The sequence below is a fragment of the Edwardsiella ictaluri ATCC 33202 genome, assembly GCF_000264785.1.
GTDB lineage: Bacteria > Pseudomonadota > Gammaproteobacteria > Enterobacterales > Enterobacteriaceae > Edwardsiella > Edwardsiella ictaluri.
This window is the reverse complement of sequence record NZ_AFJI01000096.1, coordinates 1-24,327: the sequence shown is the minus strand read 5'-3', so window position 1 is coordinate 24,327 and position 24,327 is coordinate 1. Positions and strand designations below refer to the sequence as shown.

25 protein-coding genes and 1 tRNA gene are annotated in these 24,327 nt (G+C 57.6%); 10 read left to right on the top strand and 16 right to left on the bottom strand.

The annotated features are described in order from the left end of the window. Positions 1–4: 4 nt before the first annotated feature. Both EIEH_RS14635 and EIEH_RS14630 read right to left on the bottom strand, forming a co-directional pair. Positions 5–81: transfer RNA gene (locus EIEH_RS14635), tRNA-Val, on the bottom strand. 171 nt (positions 82–252) lie between these two features. After that, complete coding sequence (locus tag EIEH_RS14630; RefSeq protein WP_015871057.1) at positions 253–1,626, bottom strand: MATE family efflux transporter; 1,374 nt, start codon at positions 1,624–1,626, stop codon at positions 253–255. A gap of 267 nt (positions 1,627–1,893) precedes the next feature. Here EIEH_RS14630 and EIEH_RS14625 point away from each other — a divergent pair, with 267 nt between their 5' ends. Further along, positions 1,894–2,529, top strand: a complete 636-nt coding sequence (locus EIEH_RS14625) for a riboflavin synthase (RefSeq protein WP_015871058.1) — start codon at positions 1,894–1,896, stop codon at positions 2,527–2,529. 10 nt (positions 2,530–2,539) lie between these two features. On the opposite strand, the gene EIEH_RS14620 is transcribed toward EIEH_RS14625, so the two are convergent. Next, complete coding sequence (locus tag EIEH_RS14620; protein ID WP_015871059.1) at positions 2,540–3,919, bottom strand: MFS transporter; 1,380 nt, start codon at positions 3,917–3,919, stop codon at positions 2,540–2,542. 178 nt (positions 3,920–4,097) lie between these two features. Between EIEH_RS14620 and kdgR the strand changes: the two genes are divergently transcribed. After that, positions 4,098–4,886, top strand: coding sequence for a DNA-binding transcriptional regulator KdgR (gene kdgR / locus EIEH_RS14615; protein ID WP_015871060.1), 789 nt, complete (start codon positions 4,098–4,100; stop codon positions 4,884–4,886). Between the two features lie 97 nt (positions 4,887–4,983). Here kdgR and EIEH_RS14610 read toward each other — a convergent pair whose 3' ends face one another. From EIEH_RS14610 to hxpB, 3 genes are all read right to left on the bottom strand, one after another. Next, entirely contained in the window at positions 4,984–6,375 is a 1,392-nt protein-coding gene (locus tag EIEH_RS14610; protein ID WP_015871061.1) for an L-cystine transporter, read from the bottom strand. Positions 6,376–6,631: 256 nt separating this feature from the next. After that, positions 6,632–7,177, bottom strand: coding sequence for a metal-dependent hydrolase (locus EIEH_RS14605; protein WP_015871062.1), 546 nt, complete (start codon positions 7,175–7,177; stop codon positions 6,632–6,634). A 146-nt stretch (positions 7,178–7,323) separates the two neighbouring features. Continuing rightward, a complete protein-coding gene (gene hxpB, locus EIEH_RS14600) occupies positions 7,324–7,983 on the bottom strand; it encodes a hexitol phosphatase HxpB (RefSeq protein WP_015871063.1) in 660 nt (219 codons plus the stop codon). A gap of 189 nt (positions 7,984–8,172) precedes the next feature. On the opposite strand from hxpB, the gene EIEH_RS14595 reads away from it, so the two are divergent. Beyond that, on the top strand, positions 8,173–8,718 hold the full coding sequence (locus EIEH_RS14595) for a YniB family protein (RefSeq protein WP_015871064.1): 546 nt from the start codon (positions 8,173–8,175) through the stop codon (positions 8,716–8,718). A gap of 40 nt (positions 8,719–8,758) precedes the next feature. Here the strand turns inward: EIEH_RS14595 and EIEH_RS14590 are convergent, their stop codons facing one another. Both EIEH_RS14590 and ghoS read right to left on the bottom strand, forming a co-directional pair. Then, positions 8,759–9,631: a fructosamine kinase family protein gene (locus EIEH_RS14590; protein ID WP_015871065.1), complete on the bottom strand. Its 873-nt coding sequence runs from the start codon at positions 9,629–9,631 to the stop codon at positions 8,759–8,761. A 93-nt stretch (positions 9,632–9,724) separates the two neighbouring features. Next, positions 9,725–10,048 (bottom strand): type V toxin-antitoxin system endoribonuclease antitoxin GhoS, encoded by a 324-nt coding sequence (ghoS, locus tag EIEH_RS14585; RefSeq protein ID WP_015871066.1) that lies wholly within the window; start codon positions 10,046–10,048, stop codon positions 9,725–9,727. Between the two features lie 163 nt (positions 10,049–10,211). Here ghoS and EIEH_RS14580 point away from each other — a divergent pair, with 163 nt between their 5' ends. Both EIEH_RS14580 and EIEH_RS14575 read left to right on the top strand, forming a co-directional pair. Further along, positions 10,212–10,868 carry a transglycosylase SLT domain-containing protein gene (locus tag EIEH_RS14580; RefSeq protein ID WP_015871067.1) on the top strand — a complete coding sequence of 219 codons (657 nt, stop codon included), beginning with the start codon at positions 10,212–10,214 and terminating at the stop codon, positions 10,866–10,868. A 348-nt stretch (positions 10,869–11,216) separates the two neighbouring features. Beyond that, on the top strand, positions 11,217–12,500 hold the full coding sequence (locus tag EIEH_RS14575; protein WP_015871069.1) for an SLC5/6 family protein: 1,284 nt from the start codon (positions 11,217–11,219) through the stop codon (positions 12,498–12,500). Positions 12,501–12,585: 85 nt separating this feature from the next. Here the strand turns inward: EIEH_RS14575 and EIEH_RS14570 are convergent, their stop codons facing one another. From EIEH_RS14570 to EIEH_RS14550, 5 genes are read right to left on the bottom strand one after another with little or no spacing between them, the layout of a single operon-like run. After that, a complete protein-coding gene (locus tag EIEH_RS14570) occupies positions 12,586–13,197 on the bottom strand; it encodes an ATP-binding cassette domain-containing protein (protein ID WP_015871070.1) in 612 nt (203 codons plus the stop codon). Further along, complete coding sequence (locus EIEH_RS14565; protein ID WP_015871071.1) at positions 13,191–13,988, bottom strand: ATP-binding cassette domain-containing protein; 798 nt, start codon at positions 13,986–13,988, stop codon at positions 13,191–13,193. The genes EIEH_RS14570 and EIEH_RS14565 overlap by 7 nt, the downstream gene beginning before the upstream one ends. Further along, positions 13,982–14,794 (bottom strand): ABC transporter permease, encoded by an 813-nt coding sequence (locus tag EIEH_RS14560; protein ID WP_015871072.1) that lies wholly within the window; start codon positions 14,792–14,794, stop codon positions 13,982–13,984. Before EIEH_RS14560 ends, EIEH_RS14565 begins: the two co-directional genes overlap by 7 nt. After that, positions 14,784–15,758 carry an ABC transporter permease gene (locus tag EIEH_RS14555; protein ID WP_015871073.1) on the bottom strand — a complete coding sequence of 325 codons (975 nt, stop codon included), beginning with the start codon at positions 15,756–15,758 and terminating at the stop codon, positions 14,784–14,786. The genes EIEH_RS14560 and EIEH_RS14555 overlap by 11 nt, the downstream gene beginning before the upstream one ends. Beyond that, positions 15,758–17,347: an ABC transporter substrate-binding protein gene (locus EIEH_RS14550; protein ID WP_081490051.1), complete on the bottom strand. Its 1,590-nt coding sequence runs from the start codon at positions 17,345–17,347 to the stop codon at positions 15,758–15,760. Before EIEH_RS14550 ends, EIEH_RS14555 begins: the two co-directional genes overlap by 1 nt. Before the next feature lie 331 nt (positions 17,348–17,678). Between EIEH_RS14550 and EIEH_RS14545 the strand changes: the two genes are divergently transcribed. Continuing rightward, positions 17,679–18,038: a DUF805 domain-containing protein gene (locus tag EIEH_RS14545; protein ID WP_015871076.1), complete on the top strand. Its 360-nt coding sequence runs from the start codon at positions 17,679–17,681 to the stop codon at positions 18,036–18,038. Positions 18,039–18,265: 227 nt separating this feature from the next. After that, a complete protein-coding gene (gene mrdA / locus EIEH_RS14540; RefSeq protein ID WP_015871077.1) occupies positions 18,266–20,179 on the top strand; it encodes a penicillin-binding protein 2 in 1,914 nt (637 codons plus the stop codon). A 6-nt stretch (positions 20,180–20,185) separates the two neighbouring features. On the opposite strand, the gene EIEH_RS14535 is transcribed toward mrdA, so the two are convergent. Both EIEH_RS14535 and EIEH_RS14530 read right to left on the bottom strand, forming a co-directional pair. Continuing rightward, positions 20,186–20,371, bottom strand: coding sequence for a GhoT/OrtT family toxin (locus tag EIEH_RS14535; RefSeq protein ID WP_015871078.1), 186 nt, complete (start codon positions 20,369–20,371; stop codon positions 20,186–20,188). 207 nt (positions 20,372–20,578) lie between these two features. Continuing rightward, positions 20,579–21,013 (bottom strand): universal stress protein, encoded by a 435-nt coding sequence (locus EIEH_RS14530; protein WP_015871080.1) that lies wholly within the window; start codon positions 21,011–21,013, stop codon positions 20,579–20,581. Between the two features lie 288 nt (positions 21,014–21,301). Between EIEH_RS14530 and EIEH_RS14525 the strand changes: the two genes are divergently transcribed. Further along, positions 21,302–21,496, top strand: coding sequence for a DUF2767 family protein (locus EIEH_RS14525; RefSeq protein ID WP_015871081.1), 195 nt, complete (start codon positions 21,302–21,304; stop codon positions 21,494–21,496). Between the two features lie 114 nt (positions 21,497–21,610). Here EIEH_RS14525 and EIEH_RS14520 read toward each other — a convergent pair whose 3' ends face one another. Continuing rightward, positions 21,611–22,432 carry a hypothetical protein gene (locus EIEH_RS14520; protein WP_015871082.1) on the bottom strand — a complete coding sequence of 274 codons (822 nt, stop codon included), beginning with the start codon at positions 22,430–22,432 and terminating at the stop codon, positions 21,611–21,613. A gap of 560 nt (positions 22,433–22,992) precedes the next feature. On the opposite strand from EIEH_RS14520, the gene EIEH_RS14515 reads away from it, so the two are divergent. Then, a complete protein-coding gene (locus EIEH_RS14515) occupies positions 22,993–23,745 on the top strand; it encodes a DeoR/GlpR family DNA-binding transcription regulator (protein WP_015871084.1) in 753 nt (250 codons plus the stop codon). A gap of 312 nt (positions 23,746–24,057) precedes the next feature. After that, the coding region (locus tag EIEH_RS14510) for a transposase (protein WP_035610067.1) at positions 24,058–24,327 on the top strand (270 nt) is incomplete at its 3' end.

Here is a 24,327-nt window from a genome sequence, read left to right as displayed (position 1 = left end):
GAAATGGTGCGTCCGAGTAGACTCGAACTACCGACCCCCACCATGTCAAGGTGGTGCTCTAACCAACTGAGCTACGGACGCATCCAGTGCCGTCGTGGCTGACGACGGAGACGAATATTAGCGACACATGGCCGGGCTGGCAAGGGGGGATTATCACTTTTTTCCCAGAAATTCACACGATTGCTGACAGAGTATGCAGTACGGTGAAAAAAGCGGCGCTACCGCGCCGCTCAAGTGGATGTTTTTCTGCGTTCAGCGTGCAGCGCGCTGTAGGATCCAGCTTTTCGGCTGGCGCTGTAGCCAGCGGATGCGCAGCGCCATCATGATGGCCGCGGAGGTCAGCCCGATAATAAACCCGATCCAGAAGCCGCTCGGCCCCATGGCCGGGGTGATCTGGTTGGTCAGCGCCAGCAGATACCCGGTAGGCAGGCCCAATAGCCAGTAGGCGATAAAGGTAATGAAGAAGATCGAGCGGGTATCCTTATAGCCACGCAGAACGCCACTGCCGATCACCTGCACGGAGTCCGATATTTGGTACAGCGCCGCCAGTAGCATCAGGTGGGTCGCCATGGTGAGCACCTGTACATCGTCGTTATACAACAGGGCGATGGGTTTGCGCAGGACGATGGTAAAAATGGCGGTACAGGTGGCCATCGCCATTCCCACCGCGATTGCCGTGCGCGCTGAGACACGGGCGCTGTCCGTAGAGCCTTGTCCCAGCCTATAGCCGACGCGGATGGTGGCCGCGACGCCCAGTGACATGGGCAGCACAAACATCAGCGAGCTGAAATTTAGCGCGACCTGGTGCCCGGCGACCGCCACGATCCCCAGCGGAGAGACCAGCAGGGCGACCACGGCGAACAGGGTGACCTCGAAAAACAGCGCCAGGGCGATCGGCATTCCGATGGCGATTAGGCGGCGGAGCGTGGCCCAGTCGGCTGCTTCAAATGTGCATGGTCGACGGACATCCTTCAGCGATGGGGCACGGGCGACGTAGCTGTGCATCAGCAGATACATGATCCAGTAGACGCTGGCGGTGGCGACGCCGCAGCCAACGCCGCCCAGCGCTGGGGCACCAAATTTACCGTAGATAAAAATATAATTGACCGGAATGTTGATCAGTAGACCGATAAAGCCGATGACCATCCCCGGTGTGGTCTTGCTCAGTCCTTCGCATAGTCCGCGCAGTACCTGGAAGCAGAGATATCCCGGTGCTCCCCACATAATCGCGTGCAGATAACCGATAGCCTTGTCGGCCAGCAGCGGATCGATATTGTCCATCATGCTGATGATGTGCCCGGCATTATACAGGACAGCGATGATCAGCACGGAAAGCCCGGCCACTAGCCAGAATCCCTGACTGATCTGGTGGGGTATGCTGGGCCGTTTACCTGCGCCATTCAGCTGGGCGATGACCGGCGTCAGGGCCAGCAGCAGGCCGTGGCCAAAGAGGATGGTCGGTAGCCAGATAGAGGTGCCGACGGCTACCGCGGCCATATCGGTAGCGCTGACGCTCCCGGCCATGATGGTATCGACAAAGCCCATTGCCGTTTGGGCGATTTGGGCGATGATAACGGGAATAGCCAACGCCAATAAACTACGCGCTTCGCGCCAATACTTCTGCACGGATATACCTTTTATGGTTTTTATGACACAAAAAAATAGGGATGTGCCTATCCCCACGGCACACCATGGTGGGTCGCTTACAAGAAGGGGGACGAACGGGTAATTCTACCGACTTGTTTGCGATATGGGTATATGCACCGGTAGAATGTTGAGCCCGGTGCGTATATAAATGGGGTCTATAGCGTAATACTTTGGTTTACGAATGATTTAGGGCAAACTCATAGACAGTAATCCTAACTGAATATCTCATATATAGAGGAAGGCATTATGTTTACCGGTATTGTTCAGGGCACCGCATCGGTGGTGGCGATCGATGAAAAAACCAATTTCCGTACCCACATAGTACAGTTGCCGCCTGATATGTTGCCGGGATTGGCGCTGGGTGCTTCGGTGGCCAATAACGGCGTGTGTCTGACCGTCACCGGGATTGAGGATGATCGGGTCAGCTTTGACCTGATGAAAGAGACGCTGCGGGTGACGAATCTGGGAAGCCTGCGGGTGGGTGATCGGGTTAACCTGGAGCGGGCCGCCAAGTTTAATGATGAGATCGGCGGCCATTTGATGTCCGGTCATGTTATGGGGATGGCGGAGATCGTCAAAATTCTCAGTTCAGAGCACAATCGCCAGATTTGGTTCCGTATCAGCGACAGTGAAATGATGAAATATGTGCTGCATAAAGGGTTTATCGGCATTGACGGTATCAGTCTGACCCTCGGTGAGGTGAGTAAGACCCGCTTCTGCGTACATCTAATCCCGGAGACCCTGCAGCGTACCACGCTGGGAGGGAAGCGCCTGGGTGATTGGGTAAATATTGAAATCGACCCGCAGACTCAGGCGGTCGTCGATACCGTTGAGCGGGTGTTGGCCAGCCGTGCTGCCGTTGACGGCGCTCAGTCTGCCTGACCTCCGCGGGCTAGCGCTCTGCGTGGGCGAGTCCGCGGGTGCGCATCATGCTGATAATTGCGGCCAGCGCGGCGCATGCGGCGCCCAGCAGCAGGGCGCCGTGGGTTCCCCTGTCATCCCCCAGCCAGTTAAACATTAGCGCGACCAGCGCGGCGCCCAGGGTCTGGCCGAACAGGCGGGCAGTGCCCAGCATACCGCTGGCCCCTCCGCTGCGCTGACGCGGTGCCGAGGCGATCATAGTGTGATTATTCGGTGATTGAAACAGGCCAAAGCCGGCGCCACACAGCGCCATACGCCAGATAATTGCCGCGCTGTCCGGCTGGTCCGGCAGCAGCGCCAGCGCGATCAGGCCCACGCCGGTGAGCGCTATTCCCACGCAACCGAGCAGACCGGCATTGAACCGTTCAACCAGGCGTCCCGCGATGGGGGCCATCACCATGGTGGCCAGCGGCCAGGGCGTCAGCAGCAGGCCGGTCGCTACCTCGCCATAGCCCAGCGTACGCTGTAGAAAGAACGGCAGTGAGACCAGCGCTAGCATCTGCGCGCAAAAGGAGCAGATGGAAGTGGCGATGGAGAGAGCAAAAATGGGTATGCGCAGCAGATCGATTGGCAGCAGCGGCTGTGGCTGCCGACGTTCGCGCCGGATCAGTAGCGTCGCGCTGCACAGCAGGGCGGCCAGTTCCAGCCACAGCAGTGCGGGAGACTGATGCTGCGCCAGCCCGCTGATCAGGGAGAGTAGCAGACCGAAGGTCAGAGCGTTGAGCAGGGCGCTCTGGCGATCAAAGGGAGGGCGAACCGCAGCAGGCGGATTGCGTGGCAGAGTGCGTCGGCCAATCAGCCATGCAGCCAGACCGAAGGGAATGTTGATGGCGAACAGCCACGGCCAGTCGCCCAGGGCCAGCACGGCAGCGGCGATCGTCGGGCCGGCGGCAGAGGAGACGGCGACCACCAGTGCGTTTAATCCCATGCCGCGTCCCAGCTGATGTTGGGGATAGATTAGGCGGATCAGGGCGGCGTTGACGCTCATCAGCGCGGCGGCGGCAAAACCCTGCAGTACACGGGAGAGGGTCAGGGTCAGCAGAGAGTCCGATAGGGCGCAGGTCAGCGAGGTCAGGCTGAACAGCAGACAGCCGCTGAGAAAGATACGCCGATAGCCAATACGTTCGCCCAGGGCTGCCAACGAAAGAAGTGACACGGTCACCGATAGTTGGTAGGCATTAACGATCCAGATAGCATTCGCCGAGCTGGCGTGCAGATCGCGGGCGATGCTCGGCAGCGCGACGTTAGCGATGGCACCATCCAACACGGCAATGGCGATACCCAGCGCGATGGCCAGCATGGCACTGTAGCGCTGACGCAGTGGCAGTCCGTCACCGAGGCTTGGGGTCATAGCGGGTGTTTCCATGAATATGGGCGATCTCACTGTGCACGTAAAAGCGCGCGCTGGCAATCTTTTCATCACCTTGATTGGCGCCTGGTTGCAGCGATGTATCCGACTGTCATTCGGGGAGTGTTCCTACTATACTGAAACATAGGTTCGTTTTTTTTGATAAAGGTAACCCGACGCCATGACAACCGAAATAGATAAGCAGCCCGACGCCGTCTCCTCTGTCCTTAAAGTTTTTGGCATTCTGCAGGCGCTGAGTGGGGAGCGCGAAATCGGTATCACTGAGCTCTCCCAGCGTGTGCTGATGTCCAAGAGCACCGTCTACCGTTTTCTGCAGACCATGAAGTCGCTGGGCTATGTGGCACAGGACTGCGGAACAGAAAAGTATACCCTGACGCTGAAGCTGTTCGAACTGGGGGCCCACGCGCTACAGAATGTGGATCTGATCCGCCTGGCGGACATTGAGATGCGTGAACTGTCGCGATTGACGAAAGAGACTATCCATCTGGGAGCGCTGGACGAAGACGGCATCGTATATATCCACAAGATTGACTCGATGTACAACCTGCGTATGTATTCCCGTATCGGACGCCGTAATCCGCTGCATAGCACCGCCATCGGTAAGGTGCTCCTGGCCTGGCGCGATCGCGGTGAGGTCGGGGCGCTGGTCAGCCAGATTGAATTTACCCGCAGTACTCCCCGGACCATTTCCGACGCCGCCCAGTTGATGCAGGTGCTGGAGCAGGTGCGCGCCCAGGGATATGGCGAAGACAACGAGGAGCAGGAGGAGGGGCTACGTTGCATCGCCGTGCCGGTATTCGATCGTTTTGGGGTAGCCGCTGCGGGATTAAGCATTTCGTTCCCGACGCTGCGTTTTTCAGAGACGGCGAAACAGGAATACGTGGCGATGCTGCATAGGGCGGCGCGGCGGATCTCTGAACAGATGGGCTGCCACGACTATCCTTTCTGATCATGATGCTATTCAATGGACTACGCGTTAGCGGAGAGCCGAAAGCGCGCGGGGGCCATAGGCCCCCGCTGTCGTGCTATAGATCGCCGGGTGGGGATCAGTGGCGAGAAAGGTCGGTCTCCTCCGCTGCGTCAAGGATCTGGCGATCGGTCTGGCGCAGCAGCTGGCTGGTAACGGCGCCAGCGGTCATGGCGCCGTTGACATTGAGGGCGGTTCGGCCCATATCGATCAGCGGCTCAACAGAGATCAGCAACGCAACCAGCGTGACCGGCAGTCCCATTGCAGGCAGGACGATCAGGGCAGCGAAGGTCGCACCGCCGCCCACGCCGGCGACCCCGGCAGAGCTGATGGTGACCACCCCGATCAGCGTGGTTATCCAGATCGGGTCAAACGGGTTGATCCCGACGGTGGGGGCGACCATCACCGCCAGCATGGCGGGGTAGAGCCCGGCGCAGCCGTTCTGGCCAATGGTGGCGCCAAACGAGGCAGAGAAGCTGGCGATGGCGTCGGGAATGCCAATGCGGCGCGTCTGCGCCTCCACGTTGAGAGGGATGCTGGCGGCGCTGGAGCGGCTGGTAAAGGCAAAGGTCAGTACCGGCCACACCTTGCGGAAAAAGCGCAGCGGGTTGATCCCGACCAGCGCGAGGATCAGCGCGTGAACCACGAACATGATCGCCAGCCCCAGGTAGGAGGCGACGACAAAGCCACCCAGCTTAATGATGTCCTGCAGGTTAGAACTGGCAACGACCGTGGTCATAAGCGCCAGCACCCCGTAAGGCGTTAGCTTCATTACCTGACGAACCAGTTTCATCACCACTGCCTGCAGGGTATCGATGCCCTGTACGACCCGCGGCCCCCGCTCGGCGTCGTCTTTGAGCAGCTGCAGTGCCGCGCTGCCAAGAATGGCGGCAAAGATCACCACGCTGATGATCGAGGTGGGGTTGGCGCCGGTCAGCTCTGCAAAGGGGTTTCTAGGAATAAAGGAGAGTAGCAGCTGCGGCACCGTCAGATCGGCGACCTTACCGGCATAGCTTCCCTGCAGTACCTGCAGTCGGGCACTCTCTTGCCCCCCCTGAACCAGTCCGTTGGCGGTCAGGCCGAACAGATCGGTTACGCCCACGCCAACCAGCGCGGCGATCAGGGTCGTAAACAGTAGGGTACCGATGGCCAGCAGGCTGATCTTACCCAGCGAGGCGGCATTGTGCAGCTTTACCACGGCGCTGAGGATCGAGATGAAAACCAGCGGCATCACGATCATTTGCAGCAGACGAACATAACCGTTACCGATGATGTTGAACCAGGCGATCGAACTTTTCAGCACCGGATTGTCGGCACCATAGATCAGCTGTAGTGCCAGACCGAACAGCACCCCGATAACCAATCCCACCAAGACCTTTTTCGACAGACTCCAGTGGGTATGGCGCGAGCGGGCCAGAAGCAGCAGCAAGGCGACAAACGCAATTACATTGCCGGTAAGCGGTAGATTCATCCCTAAATCCTCATTCAGTCCCGGACCATCCTACCGGCAACGCGATTGAGCACCAGCGGTAACGGGCTGATCCGTCATTGTATGGTTATGGGCAACACCCTGCGATGTCACTATTCTGTGTAACAGTATATCAACACTCTGACATACTGATTTAGAACTAAATGGAATTAAATATAATGATAAATTCAGCGTTGTCTGTATTTTCAGCACACAATGTGACGGCGCGTCGATAGGTTTGCGTGCCGGGTGAGCGGGATCACCAATAGGTGGAGTGATGGCGCAGCCATTCTATCAGTGGCATCAGGCTGCCTTGCCAGTAGAGAGAGAATCCCACCAGTGCCAGACACAGTACCCGCTCGAGCTGATTGCCCTGGCGGGTTACCAGAAGCGGCAGACGAAAGCGCCAGCGGATCGGCCACAGCAGCGGTACGCCGGCCGGAGTGAGCATGTCGGCCAGCAGGTGGCTGAGATAGCCTATGATCATGGCCTGCAGGGCATCGGCCGGGATCCCCCAGGTGTCGCTGGGCCATTCATTATTGAGCAGGTAAAACGCGCCGGCGACGGCCAGCAGGCTGTGGGTGAATCCCCGGTGCCCGAACGCCCGGGCTATCGGTACTGAAATCCAGCGCAGGCGCTGGCCGAGCAGCGAGCGGGGATGGTCGATGTCTGGCAGCAGACTGGTCAGCAGAGCGCCTGGGATCATATGCCACCAGTCACCGTGTGCCAGTACCGGCGTCAGCCCGGCCTTTTTCGCCATGATAATGCAGGCGACAGAAAAGATAAGGTGGCCTTCCGCCGTCATGATAATGCCTAATCTGAATACTGTGGATTTATCCAGATTATATCAGTCAGACAATTCTGCAATAGGTGACAGCGTCACCCTGGCTCGTTTGCTGTATAAATACACAGAAACAGGGGCCTTTTTGTGCGGCCCTGTGTCGCGCGGGGTCAGGGCTGTAGATCGCTCTCTTTCAGCTGCGCCAGCGAGGGCAGCTTCACGTCGGCGAGTGCCCAGCGCGGATCGTCAAAACAGATGGCGGCGGGGACGACGATGGAGCGCATGCGCGCCGCCTTGGCAGCGATCATGCCATTAAAGGAGTCCTCCAGCGTCACGCAGTCCAACGGATCGCTGTTCAGCGCCTGCGCCGCGCGCAGGTAGACGTCGGGATGCGGCTTACTGTATGGAAGATGTTCGGCAGAGATCAGGTGGTCGAAGTACTCCTCCAGCTGGAACAGGGAGAGCACCTCCTGCAGCATCGCGAGGGGGGAGGCAGAGGCTAACCCGATGTGCAGGTCGTGGGTGCGACACAGCTGCAGCGCGCCCACGACGCCTGGCAGCAACGGGCGGGTCTCCCGCACCAGCTCCAGTACCCGATCCAGAATGCGCTGGCAGACCACCTGCTGGCTGGGGCCTTGCCAAGGCTGGCGCAGATACCATATCCGCACGACCTGATCGATGCGCAACCCCAGGGTTTCCGGCACATCATCATGTACGTTCAGCCCTAATTGGCTGAACACCTCCAGCTCACCACGCAGCCACAGCGGTTCTGAATCGATCAATAGTCCATCCATGTCGAAAATAGCGCTGGTAATACGTCCGGTACTCATGAGGGCTCCTTACGGTGACAGGCAGAAAGTCAGAGTGGCTACTGTATCATTCACTATTTTTTTATTTAAGCAGATGATGTGACAGGAATGGTAATCTCCATACTGCGCAGAGGATGAATTGCGTCGCCGGATACGGGCACGTAGACTGCGCATGTTTATTGGGAATTTGCAGAGCGTTAAGGGGAGTCTATGACCTATCAACAGGCCGGCTGGGTGGCGATAGCCAAGCGTCTTTTAGGTTGGATAGTGTTCATTCCCGCGTTGCTGTCGACGCTGATTTCGCTGCTGGGCTTTTTATACCAGCACAGTGAAAAGCAGCAGGGCATCAATGCGGTAATGCTGGATTTTATGCATGTCATGATTGACATGGTGCGTTTCAATATGACGTTTCTGGATTTTTTCTGGCAGCACTCGCCGTTGCCGCGCGGGGACGCAGGGCTGAGCGGCGCCAATTTTTTGTTTTTAGTGATTTACTGGATGATTTTTGTCGGTATGGCGCTGTGCGCTTCCGGTGCGCGTATGAGCCGTCAGGTCCGTCATATCCGCGAGGGGCTTGAGGATCACCTGATCCTCGAACGGGCCAAAGGGGAAACGGGGCAAACCCGTGCTCAGCTGGAGCAGCGCATTATTATCCCGCGTCATGCCATTCTGCTGCAGATTTTTCCGCTCTACCTGCTGCCACTGATTATTCTGGTGCTAGGTTACCTGGCGCTGCATTTGCTGGGGATGGTATAGCCCGATCGCACCCGGCGTTGACCGGGCGCGTCGGCCGGGGCTATGCCGGCGTCTCTTGCACCAGTGCTTCGATCGCTTTTTCAGCCTGAGCCAGGTGCGATCCGCCGTACAGGTTGCATTGATTCAGCCGATGGTAAAGCTGGTAGATAGGCTGGCGGGCGATAAAGTCGGTGGGCAGGGGCCAGATGCTCTGGTAACCATCGTAAATCTGCGGTGGCAGCTGTGGATAGTGCGGAAGCATCGCCAGATCGCATTCGCGGTCGCCCCAATAGCAGGCGGGGTCAAACAGCACGGCCCCCTCCGCGCTGAGTCCCATGTTATCGGGCCACAGATCGCCATGCAGCAGCGACGGCTGCGGCTGATGATCCTGTAGGCGATAGCGCACGCGTTCGACAATCTCATCGATATTGCCAAAGGTAATCCCCTTCTCGGCCGCCAGCTGCAGCTGCCAGCCGATACGCTGCTCGGCAAAAAAGTTGGCCCAGCGCCGCTGCCAGGCGTTAGGCTGGGGTGATGTTGCCAGCAGGTTATCCGTATCCAGGCCAAACTGTGGCTGTTCGCTCCAGCGGTGTAAGCGCGCCAGTTGCTGTCCCAGCAGGTAGGCATGGTGGGCATCGAGCGGGCGTACCGGCAGATACTCCAGTAGTAAAAAGCTTGCGTCGCGCGCACTGCCTACGCCGTAGACCTCCGGGGTTCGCACCGTGCCGCTGTGCGCCAGCAGTGCCAACTGATCGGCTTCTGCCTGAAAGCTGTGTAGAAAGTCAGGCGTATCGCATTTAACGAACACGCTGTGCTCGCCATCACCAATCCGCCAGGCCTGGTGTACGGCACCGCCGGGGAGCTCCTGACGCTCACACAATGTGAAGGTTTTGTTGAAATGGCTGGTTAACAGACGGCTTACGGCTTGCCACATGGTTGATCCCCTCGACGTGAGCAGAGAAACGATTGACCGTGCCAACGGGTGGTACGGCGCCAGGATAACCGGACGGGGTGGTGCGTTCAGGCATTATGGCCGTGATCCCCGGGCCGTCGCCCTGGCCTGACGCAGCACCGTAAAGTACTCCTCGCACAGCAGTGCTTCCACCTGGGGCGTCTGGCCCAGTGCCTGCTGTCCCAGTGCCTGTGCCAGACGTTCGACGTCTGACTTGTCCTGCACGCTGGTCAGGGCATAGCAGTCGGCCGCGAGGTGATGGGGAATACCGTCAACATCGGCCACTATGGTGGCGAAGCCTGCATGCTGCAGTACGCGTCGTAGCTCGGCGTGTACTGCGTCGTCGTTGGGTAGCGCCGTAAAGTGGACGATATAGCAGGCAACAGTGGATTGACTCATGGCATACCTCAGAGGATCTGCGGATCTTTTCAAGAATAGACTAAAAATGTATGCAAAAAGGTGAAAGGAGCAACAAAGCGTAAAAATCAGCTAGCCATGCCCCTTTTTTTTCTGGCACCATTCCCCAATTCATTTTTTACGTAAAAGTAGAGGTGCCGTGACGGTGAAGATTCGACTCGGTTGTATGTTGGCTGTGCTGCTGCTGGCCGGATGTGCCAAACAGCATATGCCGGCGCCAGCCAAGATAACGCTTAATCAGCATGGTGGAGGTTTTTTACGCGATTCGGCCGAGATGGATCCGGCGGATGACGGGGCATTCTCAACCTATATCCGCAGCGCGGCCAATACCTACAATGTGGATGAGACCCTGATTAAGGCGATCATTCAGGTGGAGTCGGGTGGCGATCCCCGGGCGGTAAGCCGCTCCAACGCGATAGGTCTCATGCAGTTGAAGCCCTCGACCGCCGGGCGTGATGCCTATCGCAAGAAAGGACGCTACGGTCAGCCGACCACCCGCGAGCTTAAGGATCCGGCAGTCAATATCGACCTGGGTACCGCCTACCTGAATATTTTGAAGAACCAGCAGCTGGCCGGGATCACCAATTCCGAGACCATGCGTTATGCGATGATCGTGGCCTATGTCAACGGGGCCGGTGCGATGCTACGGACTTTCTCCCGCGATCGTGATACGGCAATTGCCAAAATTAACCGTATGACGCCAAAACAGTTTTACCAATATATTCAGAAGCGTCACCCGGCCGCTCAGGCACCGCGCTATCTGTGGAAAGTCAATACCGCCTATCTGGCAATGGCGCGTTAATTCAGGCTCACTCCTGACTGTGGTTAGCCCCGATTCGTTAGTCGGTTAACCACAGTCATCCTCCCCGAACCGCCCGAGAAAACCGTTTGAGTCTTCTTGAATGGTGGTTTTTTATGCTGAAAAACCTGCTTTTTGTGACTTCTTACGTAAAATTTTATATCATTGTGCCCGCACTTATTCTGCCACCCTTCGCTCATCGCCGTATTACCTCCGCATTTGCTGTGTCAATGCCGCTGGGATAACACGCCTGTTACCAAGGTAATGCCGCGTCGGCAGGGGGCAGTGTTCCGGGCAGAACAGGATGTCTGCATGAGCCTATCGTCCGTATAAACAAGGTATGACGAATTAATGACCGTACTTTCCACTGATGTCGGGCAAAACGCCGGTACGCGGCTGTCCCGCTGGAATAAAAACGATACTGTCTGGATGTTTGGACTGTATGCCACCGCCGTGGGGGCGGGGACGCTATTTTTACCGATTAACGCCGGCCTGAACGGGCCGCTGGTGCTAATCCTGATGGCGCTGCTGGCTTACCCGCTGACTTACTTACCCCACCGGGCGCTGTGCCGTCTGGTGCTGTCCGGCAGCCGTCGCGATGGCGATATTACCGATGTGGTAGAGGAGCACTTTGGCACACTGGCAGGAAAGGGGATTATGGTACTGTATTTACTGGCATTTTTTCCTATCGTGCTGGTTTACAGCATCTCTATTGCCAATGCGCTGGAGAGCTTTTTGATCAATCAGTTTCATGTGGCGCCGCCGTCGCGCCTGTGGCTGAGCTTTGGCGTGGTCGCTCTGTTGGCGCTGATCCTGCGCACTGGGCGAGAGGCTATTGTGGCCGCCATGGGGGTGCTGGTATTTCCGCTGATCCTGTTTTTAATGGGGATCTCGCTGTACCTGATCCCGTACTGGCAACCTGCGCATTTCTTTTCCGGGCTGGGGCAGACCTCTCTGGGCGATCCCGCGCTGTGGCGTTCGCTGTGGCTGGCGGTGCCAGTGATGGTGTTTTCGTTTAGTCATGCGCCGATCATCTCCTCGTTTGCCTCCAGTCAGCGTCAGCTGTATGGCGAGCAGGCGGAGCGCCGCTGCGCACGCATTATGCGCTATAGTTATATTATGATTTGCGTCAGTATCCTTTTCTTCGTCTTTAGCTGTGTGATGAGTCTGTCCCATGCGGATATGCTGGCCGCGAGGGAGCAGAATATTACCGTGCTGTCGAGCCTGGCCAACCGTTTCGCCAACCCGCTGATTGCCTATCTGGGACCGGTGATGGCGATCCTCGCAATGTCCAAGTCTTATCTGGGGACCTCGCTGGGAGTGACGGAAGGAGCCACCAGCCTGATTGACGGTGTATTTCGCAGCGTGGGGCGCTCTGTCTCTTCTCAGGTGACTAGCCGTATTGCGGCGATCGTGCTGTTTCTCGTGACCTGGCTGGTGACCTATCAAAACCCGAGCGCGCTGCACATTATTGAGACGGTCAGCGGGCCGCTGATTGCGGTGATCCTGTTTATTTTGCCCATGTACGCTATTCATCGCATCCCTGCGATGCGCAAGTACCGTTCACCCAGCAACCCCTTCGTACTGTTTATAGGGCTGATTGCACTCTCTGCACTGGTGTACAGCCTACTGTAACGCCGGGTTAAGCGTGCGAATGCCAGAAAACACAACGCCCGCACAGTGCGGGCGTTGTGTCATCGTCAGGGCGCTATCGATGGGGTTAGGCCGTTGCTGTCGCTCGCTGTGGCAGTGTGATGATCCGGGTACAGATCTGATCCAGCAACGCCTGCTGATGGCTGAAGATGATCATGCCCAGCGGACGGCTCTGGCTCTCCTGTAGCAGATAGCGCCAGATATCGCGCTGGATCGCCGGATCCAGCTGCGCGGTGATCTCATCGGCTATCAGGTAGCGGGTGCGTGGGTCCAGCGCCCGCAGCAGGGCGATACGGGCCAGCTCGCCGCCGGACAGCTGGCCCGGCTTTCGCTGTAGCCAATGGGGTTGGATATGCAGATGCTCCAGCGTTATCGCATCGGGACGCCAGGCATCTTGCAGGGCGGCGCCGGTGCTGCGCCAGGGGTTAAAGGTCAGCTCCGGATGCTGGGGAACCAGCTGTACCGGGCAGTAGCCATGTAGCGGCAGCGGTGCCCCGTCAACCTGCAGCACACCGCTGGCCGCGTTTTGCCATCCGGCCAATACCCGTCCCAGGGTGGTTTTGCCAAAGCCGCTCGGCGCGCTGATCCCCAGGCGCTCTCCCGGGCGTAGGTTGAGGTTCAGACCTTGCCACAGATATTTTCCCCCCTGGTGGACCGTTAAATCCCGGCAGATCAGCATGGGGCACGCTCCAGATCAGAAAATAGGGTGCCGCGCTCCGGCAGCGCCTGCCACTGGCGCATGAGTCGCTCGCTGATTTCGCCGCGCTGCAGCTGCGCGCGGCTGACGCTGTCACTGACCTGGCCCTGGTGCAGGGCGACGATGCGATCGGCGTGCTGTGCCGCCAGCATCAGATCGTGGGTGACCCACAGAATGCCGCAGCCTTGCTTACACAGGTGTCGCAGCTGGCGCAGCAGCTGGTGCGCCAGCGCCGCATCCAGCCAGGCGGTGATTTCGTCAGCCAGAATATAGCGGGCATGGCTGAGGGAGGCATGGCAAGCCAGCACGCGCTTGGCCATACCACCGGAGAGCTGGCGCGGGTAACTGTGCATCACCGTTGTCGGATCGAGATGGCTTTGGCGTAATACCGCGCTGGCCTGCTCGGCATCCCAGTGCTGACCGGCCAGATGGCGGGTACGCTGCAGATGTCGCTCGATATTGAGCAGTGGGTTGAGCGCGGAGACGCCCTGCGGGACATAGCACAGGGTATGGCCGCGCAGGCGGCGGCGCCCGTCGGCGGAGAGTGGCTTTCCGTCCAGACTCAGCGTGCCGTGGCTGCGCAGATTCACGGGCAGCAGATCGAGCGCACACTGCAGTAGCAGGCTCTTGCCTTCGCCGCTGCCGCCGACCAGCGCTACCAGCTCACCGGGCGCGACGTCGAGGGTTATTCCCTGTAGCAGGGGAGACCAGCAACGGGCGCCATACCAGCGGTAGTGGGCTGCCTCCAGGGTGATGTTGTGAAAACTTAGCATGACTCACTCCTTAGCCACAGTCGCTGCAGGGCGCGGGCAAACTGATCGAACAGCAGCACCAGCAGTAGCAGCATCAGGCCGGGAAACAATACCAGCCACCAGTTACCGTGGCTGATGAAACGCAGTGCATCGGCCAGCAGTAGCCCCAGCGACGGCTCATGCGGTGCCAGGCCAAAGCCCAGGAAGCTGAGCGCCGCGCTGTGCAACACGGCGTGCGGAAACATCAGCAGGGTTCCGGTGAGCCACTGCGGCAGCAGGGCCAGGAGATAGTGGTGACGCCAGCAGTAGAGCGGGCCGTTGCCGATACAGCGGGCCAGCGTCAGGTAGTCGCTGTGTGCTATGCGCTGAGCCTCGGCGCGTAGGATCAGCGCCAGGCGCGGCCAGTGCGTCAGAGCGACGGCCATGATGACGCCGCTCTTGCCGCCGCCGAGGGTAAAGCAGATCAGGATCAGCAACAGCAGGTGCGGCAGTGCGAGCATGGTGTCGGTGAGCAGACGCATCAGGGTATCCAGGCGCGGGTGCAGCTGGGATAAGGCCGCCATCAGGAGCGCGATAATCCCGCTGCACAGCGCGGCACCGGTCCCGATTTGCAGGCTGGTGAGGGCGCCCTGAAAGCTGCGTAGCCACAGGTCGCGCCCCATATTGTCAGTTCCGAACCAGTGGAGGGCGCTGGGTGGCTGATGGCGTGCCAGCAGGTCGATCGTCAGCGCCTGATCCAGTGAGGTAGAGGCATATCCGGCGATCAGCAGCAGCAAAAATGAGGCGATAAACAGACGCGCCAGCGTAGGGGCAGGGTTATACAGCATCGGGTCGCTCCAGAGCGCGGTTCATGCGGCGGATCAGCCAGGCCGATAGGCTATTGCCGATAAAGACCAGCAGGGTACTGAACAGGACGATTCCCATCAGCAGGGGAACATCACCGCGCAGACCGGCGTCGATCGTCGCCTGCCCCAGCCCGGGATAGGCAAATACCTTTTCTGCCAGCAGGGCGCCGCCGAGCAGCTCGCCCAGAGAGGCAAACTGCAGGCACAGCGCCGGAGTGAGCGCGTGACGCAGTACCTGACTATGCAGCAGCGACCAGCCGCGATCGCCTTGCGCACGGGCAAAGCGGACAAAGTCGCTGGCCATGACGCTGGCGATTTTCTCCCGGGTATGCAGGGCGATTTGCCCCATCCCCAGCAGGCTGAGGGCGCAGACCGGCAGTACCAGATGGCGCAGTCGTTCGGACCAGCCTGCGCTGGCGGCATTGCCGCCGGGCTCCCAGGCGCAGCATACCGGCAGCAGTGGCCAGTACACGGCAAAGAGTGCCAGTAGCAGCAGCGCTATCCAGAAGGTCGGCAGAGAGGATAGCAGGTAGCTCAGGCGGCAGATCAGTCGATCTGGCCAGCGATTCAGGTAACGACCGGCCAGGCAGCCCAGCCCGATGCCGGAGAAGCCGGAAAGCACCCAGGCGCCGGCGAGCAGGGCGAATGAGGTGACAAAGCGCTCTCCGATCACGCTGGCGACCGGGGCGTTAAACAGCATGGAGTAACCAAGGTCACCCTGCAGCAGACGCATGAACCAGTGGCCAAAGCGTTGCCACAGCGGCTGATCCAGCCCCCAGCGGGCAGCGATCCGGGCGTACTGCTGCGGTGGAACGTGCAGCAGATCGTTACCGATATAGGCCCGGATGGGATCGACCGGTGAAAAGCTGAGCAGTAAAAAGGTGCCAGCAGCCACCAGCACCAGAAGTAAAGCCAGCCGCAGCAGTGGGGCAAGCAGACGCATCATTAACGGCAGGTCCAGGTCCAGTCATCCAGATTGTTCAACAGCGACCAGCTGCCGTGAATCTCAGGAGCACCTTTACCCAGATTGATGCAGGGGTTGGCCAGATAGGTGTGCTGTATATTCAGCAGCCAGGCCCAGGCAGCATCGCCCTGGACACCGGCGCCCTGCTGCCCATCCCATTCGACCTGCTGCCAGAACGGCAGCGCCTTGCGCCAGTCAGGGGCGTCCACTGCCTGCTGCAGATGGCGTTCGACCGCCGGATTGCTGTAATAGCCAGGGTTATAGTACTCCACGCCGGCGGCTTTTCCGCTGTAGTGGTGATACAGCTCCATGGGATCCAGGCTACCCCAGCCGAACAGGGTCGGGTTGGCGTGCATATTGCGCTCAACAGTTTCCCAGCTGCCGGATTTCAGGGTGATGGCGATCCCCAGCGGCTGCAGCGTGGCGCGCACGGCCTCGGCGATGTCGCGACGGGTGCTGTCACCGCTGGCGTACCACAGGGTCAGACGGGCGGCCTGGCCACTCTTTTCACGTATGCCGTCTTTGCCCGGCACCCACCCCGCCTGGTCCAGGATAGCCTTGGCTTTGGCGATATCGCCATCCTTAAAGGCAATATCCGGATTTTGCCACGGCAGTCCCTGTACGGCGCTGTAGGCAGGAATGGCATGACCCTCCATCAGCGTATCAGCCAGCTGCTGGCGGTTGATGGCGTAGTTGATGGCACGACGGATAGCGACGTCGGCGGTGATATCATTGCCGATCGGATTGCCTTCGGCATCTTTTTTACCGGCGGGCACCATGGGGAAGACGATACCGCGGTTTTCTACGCTGTCACGCACCCACAGTTTCAGGTTTTTCTGCTGGGGCGTTACGGCCATAGAGGGAGCAATACGTACCAGATCGAGTTGTCCGCTCTGGGCAGCGGCGTAGGCGTTGTCTTCATCCAGGAAGACGAAGACCAGGCGATTGAAGTCGTTTTTCTTCCCCGTGTAGTAGGGGTTGGCCTCAACGATCAGCTGTTGACCGGGCTGAAAGCTGACCAAGCGATAGGGGCCGGCGCCGATGGGTTGCTTGGCGAAGGTTTTGGCGTTGTAGTTGTCGCTGGGAACGATGCCCAGTGAGCCCAGCACGTTGACAAAGGTGCTCTGCGGCGCGCTCAGTGTGATTTCAATGCGGCGATCATCCAGGGCGTGCGCCTGGCTGAAGTTGCCCATATCGATCTTGCCACCGCTCTGTGCTGCCTTATTGTAGGTAAATACCACATCCTCGGCGGTCAGGGCCGAGCCATCGGAGAACTTCAGATCTGGCTTCAGCGTCAGTATCCACGTCTTGCCATCGTCGCTGGTGCTGATCTTTTCTGTCAGCAGATTGTCCCAGCTCATATCGGGTTTTTGGCGCAGCAGGGGGGCGTGCAGCAGGAAATAGCTGCCGTGGCTCCAGCCCAGCATCGGATCAAAACCTTCCGTAGGCTCGGCGCCAATGGCCATTTTCAGGGTATGGGATGCCGTTGACGGTCCGGCGGCCATCAACGGGGCTTGCATGGAGAGCGTCAGGGCGCAGGAAAGTAGTGTAATTTGGCCGATATTCATCATTATATTCCCAGATTTTTTGTTGTTTACTTCGTCATCGCGACGTCACTGTCGCTACATGTGCACACGGTGAATCGGGTATACCGCGCAGCGGGAAGAGTTATAGCAAACCCCCCGGCGGGTAAATATGATTTAGAACAGGAAAAGTATGCACTTTTTTAAACTTCTGCATACTGCAGTGTGGGGCGTGGTCGCCTGGAAGAGAGACGTTTCTTTTGCGTACAGCCACTGGGGAAAAGGTCCGGTGATTCTGGATTAATGCTCCTATCAATTCCATAATAGTAAAGAAGTATGGTAATTCATTGCAGCTGAGATGCGTAATAAGGACATGATAATGGACTGGTATCTGAAGGTTCTCAAAAATTACTTTGTATTTTCTGGTCGGGCGCGCCGCAAAGAATATTGGTGGTTCGTCCTGATTAACTGCATTATTTCCATCGTGCTGGCTATGGTGCAAAAGGCGCTGGGCTGGACGTTTGAAAATGGGGAGGGGCTCCTGACCATCCTCTATAGTCTGGCGGTATTAATTCCATCCATTGCAGTTTTGGTGCGCCGTCTGCATGATATTGGCCGCACCGGCTGGTGGGCGCTGATTGGCCTGATCCCGCTGATCGGCTGGCTGGTGCTGCTGATCTTTACCCTGTCTGACAGCCAACGTGACAGCAATGCCTATGGCCCCAATCCGAAAGTGTAATCCTGGCGCTGCACCAAAGATGGTCTGATGGTCGGGCTATCTTTGGGCCATTCCCACCCTGTCACATTTTGCGTCATATTTTATATTCTGAAACAATGCAGCCATAAGATTAGCAACCGGGCGGTTGGCCGGGCTGCATTTTATGCGTAACCTAACGGTTTAGGTTACTTGATATGCCGTATCGCAGTCGCCCGGCGTCTGCGCATGCCGCCCGTGTCCCCATTTGCATGAATTTGTTAAAAGACGCCATTCGCGATCATGGTGCCGAGTCGGCGCTGTTTCTGCGCCGCACGCTGATTGCGCTGGTACTGGTGCTCCTGTGCTTCACTGTACTGGTCGTTAACCTATACCACCTTCAGGTGCAGGAGCACGCCGCATATCAGACCCGTTCGGATGCGAACGACATCAAAACTCTGCCAGTGTCGCCGGTGCGCGGGCTGATTTACGATCGCCACGGTACGCCGCTGGTGGAAAACCAGACGCTATACCAGATTTCGCTGGTGCCGGGGAAGATCCCCCATCTTGATCAGACGCTGACGGCGCTGACACCGTTGTTGGACCTGACGCCTCAGGAGATTGCCGATTTTCATCAGGCGATGAAACACGCACGTCGTTTTGCCGAGGTTACCCTGAAAGAGGGGCTGACTGAGCGCGAGGTGTCCCGGTTTGCGGTCAACGAATTTGCTTTTCCCGGGGTGATGCTCTCGACCTACCAGCAGCGTTATTATCCTTATGGCGCACAGCTGGCGCATGTGGTTGGCTATGTGTCTAAAATCAACGATCGCGATCTGCAGCGCCTTGATGCCGAAGGACAGCGGGAAAACTATGCCGCCGACCACGATATCGGTAAACAGGGGATCGAGCGTTATTACGAATCGCTGCTGCACGGCAAGACCGGCAGTCAAGAGGTCGAGGTTGACAGTCACGGGCGGATAGTGCGCTCTTTGAAAGAGCAGCCGCCCCACGCCGGCGCCAGCCTGTATCTGACACTGGATCTGCCGCTACAGCAATATATTGAGGGGGTACTGAAAGGGCAGCGGGCGGCGGTGGTGGTGATGGATCCGCGCGATGGCGGCATTCTGGCCATGGTCTCCAGTCCCAGCTACGATCCCAACCCCTTCGTTAACGGGATTTCCTATAAGGCCTATAGCGCGCTGCTGCATGATACGGCGCTGCCGCTGATTAACCGCGTGACCCAGGGGATCTACCCTCCGGCCTCGACGGTGAAACCCTATATGGCCAGCGCGGCGCTGCTGGCGGGGGTGATCACCCCGCAGACGACCTTCTTCGGCGCCCCGACCTGGACGCTGCCCGGTACCCAGCGCCGTTACCGAGACTGGCTGAAGAGCGGGCACGGGATATTGAATGTGGTGAAGGCCATTGAGGAGTCGGCGGATACCTTCTTTTACCAGGTTGCCTATGAGATGGGGATCGATCGCATCCACCAGTGGATGAGCCAGTTTGGCTACGGTCAGCTGTCCGGCATCGATCTGGATGAAGAGGCACGTGGGGTCTTACCCGATCGCGACTGGAAGATGCGGGTGCATCATAAGCCCTGGTACCAGGGGGATACGGTATCCGTCGGCATCGGGCAGGGGTATTGGACGGCGACGCCGATTCAGATGGTGAAAGCGCTGGGGATCCTGATTAACAACGGCAAAGTGGTGACGCCGCACCTGCTGTACGCCGTCCGCCGCGGCCAGCAGGTCGTGCCCTACCGCCAGAGCCACTTTAAGCAAATCGCCACCCAGACGTCGCCGATCTGGGACATCGTCAAACGCGGGATGTACGGTATGGCTAACGATCCTAACGGCACCGGATATAAGTATTTTCATACGGCGCCCTATCAAATTGCCGGTAAGTCAGGGACCTCACAGGTCTTCGGCCTGAAGCAGAATCAGGTCTATAACGCCAGGATGATCCCGGTCAGGCTGCGCGACCATATCTTCTATACGGTATTCGCCCCGTATCCCCACCCGCGCATTGCGATGGCGGTGATCCTGGAAAACGGCGGCGGGGACGGCGTGACGGCGGCACCGGTCACCCGCGCGATCCTGGACTATATCTTCCGCCCGGCGGCGGTATCGCCGCCAGCGGCGCCACAGGCGAACGCCCCGCCGGCTCTGCGTCGTGCGGCCTGATCGGGTCTACATAAAGAGCCAGAAGAGCAATACCAGCGGAAAGCTCATTGGCCAGGTCAGCCCTACCATAATGGCTGACAGCAGGCGTATTTTCATGGAGGGATCTTTCGTGGCAAAAAACGTCACAAACGCACAAAAAAGTACGCCGATGCCGTAGGCCGTTTTAATAAACGACCAGATTTCGGGATGCATGTGTAACCTAATAAATAATCAAATAAGTGGCGCAGGGCAGAACCCGACGCAATGCGACACCCTGCGGTATCGCTAAAATGTAAACGCTGTGTGTGGGAGTTATGATGGCAAATTTTCGCCCCTGCGCCAAGGGGGAATTCCCCCTGGCGGCAGAGGATGGCCGGGGGCCTTAGCGGCAAGCCGGCATGACACCCGCGAAGAGAGGGATCAGCGGACGACCAGTACGGCCGTAGACGCGTGTCGTGCGACCGAAGAGGCCGTCGATCCGAATAGATAGGTGGTAATATCAGGGCGATGTGAGGCGACGATGATAAGATCGGCGCCGATCTCCTCTGCAAGCAGCAGGATACAATCGCGCGGCGAGCCGATGGCAATAGTACAGTGGGTGCGATCATCAGGCAGGTTAAACCGGGCGGCCATCTGCTGTAGTCCAGCCTCGGCATGCTGTAGGCGATCCTTTTCTGACGAATAGTGGCCGACCGGTAACGACTCCATACCATAAAAACTGCTCAGCTTCGGCAGCACGGCCAGGAAATGGATATGAGCGTCCTCCAGTCTGGCGAGGGTTTCTACGTGCGGGATCACCAGTCTGGATATGTTATCTTCAGTGAGGTCGATGGAAACCAGAATGGTCTTGTACATACAATCTCCTGTTTTTTAGACAAAAGTAAAGTAATGGTCCTGCCTGTTAAGTGTAGCCCGCTTTCCCTCTTTGGGCGCTGGGCTCCCCTCAGCTAATCCTATGCGACAGAGCCGTTGCCGCATGGTCAAGTCAATGCCACTGACGGCAGCGGAAATGGCACAGGTACTGTCGATGCGGGCAGGGGTGTGATAGGTTAGGTTAACGTCTTCCGATGGCGGCCGCGTATCTCCGGCAGCCCAGAATGGGGGAAGACACCCGGACTGATTCCTGTTTGGCGAGGTCGTGTAATGAAAGACGCGTTGCTGTTCAATGAAGCCTGTCAACTGATTGGGCTGGCGGTGATCCGTTTGCACCAGCATGGGCTGGAGGTAAACAGTGGGAATATTCTGGCGCATCTGCAGGCTCATGCGTCGATGGCGGAGCATGAGCTCCGGCAGAAGCAGATCGCGGAGACGGCGATCGATATACTGGGTGATCTCTAGGCGATGCTTCGCGCAGTGACATAACAAGGATGATGGTGATCGCCCATCTGCATCTCCCCACCGTCGTGCGCTGGCTCTATCTCGGGTAGCCATTTTTTTCACAGGGCGCCGTAGTTAGCGAAAGTAGTCCCCGATAATCTGCTGAGGGACTGCGTCGTAGGTCTGCTTCTTGTCATCGTCTGGAGGCGTGTCAGCCTCCGCCCAATCCTCCCGCAGCGCGCTGTCGTCAATATCGGGCGCCTTGGGCGCGGCGCCGGTTTGGTAAATCTGTACGACGCCTTTGCCCGGGCCATAGTATTTGTCGAAGCGCTCTCTATCCCTGATGGCGTTAAGGTTGTAATGCAATCCGCACTGTCCGTCGATCACGATGGCGCCCATATCGGTGCGTACCAGGTTTATGGCGTGGGAAACGGCTTTGCCCCGAACCGCTACCATGATGATGTTTCGGCTTCCCTCCTGACTGCGCTGCAGCAGTTGGCTGGAGAGTGGCTGATCGGTCTTCAGAGCAAAGCTGACGTAGTGTTCCGGAGCCACATTTTGCGGCAGCCCCCCCGGCACGGTGCTTCCCGCGACCCAAAAGTCATTGGGCATACCACACTCCAGCGCGGCGAGGTTCTTTTCTACGGCCTTACTGCAGATCACGCAGTTCTGATTCAGCGATCCCCCCGAGAACAGGCTAAGGATATTGCTGAACATGCCCCTGATTCGGTGTGGATTGGTATGGCGAGCGATATAGTCAAACGCGTACGACATCCCCCGTTGGCGTGTGCTGCGGAATTCACCTATGTGATGGGGTTCAGTTGTCAGTCCGTCGAGAAAGGCAGGGGAGTCGGTGACCCTGTCGAAGATGGTCGTCGGCTCCATGTGTTCGAGGATGTCAAAGTCGCTGTCCAGCTGGCGATGAGGGGGTAAAACGATGGGGATAAGATGACCCATGACAGAGGCTCCCGGTTGCTTAGCTGGTAGCAGTCTGTCGCCCGTGCTGCAATCCGTAACTACGGTCAACACCTGAAGTGAGGAGATTATGGGATGATGCGTTCAGCACCGTACGGCCAGACATAAACTTACCCTGCCCACGTCAGCTTTCAGGAGTGGTGTGATGCCGGAGGGGGAACGGTTCTGGCAGGATGGATTGCGTGTCTGCGAGGAGTGGATGCCATCGACTGGCCATGGTTATCGGTGAGCGGTTGTATCACGCCATCACTGCTGGATGGGTTAAAAAACAGGTGCAATCCCGCAGACAGGAAGGATAAAAAGCCTGGTGGGCTGAAAATTGTAATCAAATATCGACAGTGGCCGCTGCATTGATGGTGCTGGACACCTTCGCTGAAGCTTGGGACAACCAAGATACGCAAGTCAGAACAAGCTGGCACGCCATTGGGTATCTTCAATAGAAAATGTAACTTTATTAGCTAGTTAGTGTTTAAAAAATACTGTTAATTAAAATTGTGCCAACATATCATGCAATGGCGAGTGCCCGGGAGAGGATCGCCAATGTGAAAAATCATATTCGTCGTCAGCAGATCGTGAATGCAGTCAATCAGGTGCGTTCGGTGACGGTTGGGCAACTGGCCAATCAATTTCACATATCCGTGGAAACCGTACGCCGTGATCTGGCCTGGCTGGAAAAAATGGGACGGTTGGTGCGCATGCACGGTGGTGCCCGGACGTTGCAACAAGAAGATCTTGGCGAGCTGTTTAAAAAACGGCGCAACGAACATACAGATGCTAAAAATATCATGGCACGCAAGGCATTGGCGATGGTAGAACGCTATATGACCATTGGTTTGGATGCCAGTAGCAGCGATTGGTTTCTTGCACGTTTGCTTCCCGATATGCCCCTGACAGTGGTGACAAACAGCATGGAAGTGGTGAAGGAGATCGGCACGCGTCCGAGCATCCAGGTGATCTGCACCGGCGGTGACTACTGTAACCGCCACGGCGATTTCATCGGCGATATGGCCCAACGTAATTTCCGCAGTCAGCATATTCACATCAGTTTCGTATCTTGCTTTGGCGTAAATCTGCTCACCGGTCTGTGGGAAAATAGCGAGCTGAACGCGATGACTAAACGGACGATGATTGATGTCTCGCAAAAGACGGTTCTGCTGGCTGACAGCAGTAAATTCGGGCGACGTAGCCCCTACAATATGGCCGACTGGTCGCAGGTCAAGTACGTCGCGAATGATGGTTTAATGAATGAAGAAACGCTGAGGCGCTTTGCGTCATTGGGTGTTACGGTAATTTAACGTACGCCTTAACGGTTTTATTGTACGATATATACGATCCTGATGCCTCCTATCGGATCTTCGCCTGCCAGTTTATCCAGAGGGAAACGATGGGTAATCAATGACTCCAGCGGTAATCCATTCCGTTTGGCACTATGGATAAAGTCTAATGTAATGGGGTAATTTTGTAGCGAATACATTCGCCGACCACGTTGACCTCTTTGTTGCAGCGGTCAACATACGGATTGATGCGGCATGTTGGAGCCTGTACATAAATTTGTGTAATTGCCTGATTTTGATATGTTCAATCCAACATCAAAAGCAGGTTACTTTATGAACGAAAAACAGTTGCAGGCTCTGGCTAACGAACTGGCCAAAAATCTCAAAACCCCTGACGATCTCAGTCAGTTCGATCGCCTGCTGAAGAAAATCAGCGTTGAGGCGGCTCTCAACGCCGAAATGTCCCACCATCTGGGCTACGATAAAAATCAGCCTAAACCGGGTGCCAACTCCCGCAATGGCTATTCCACAAAGACCGTTACCACCGGTGATGGCCCTCTGGAACTACGCACGCCGCGTGATCGTGATGGCTCTTTCGAACTG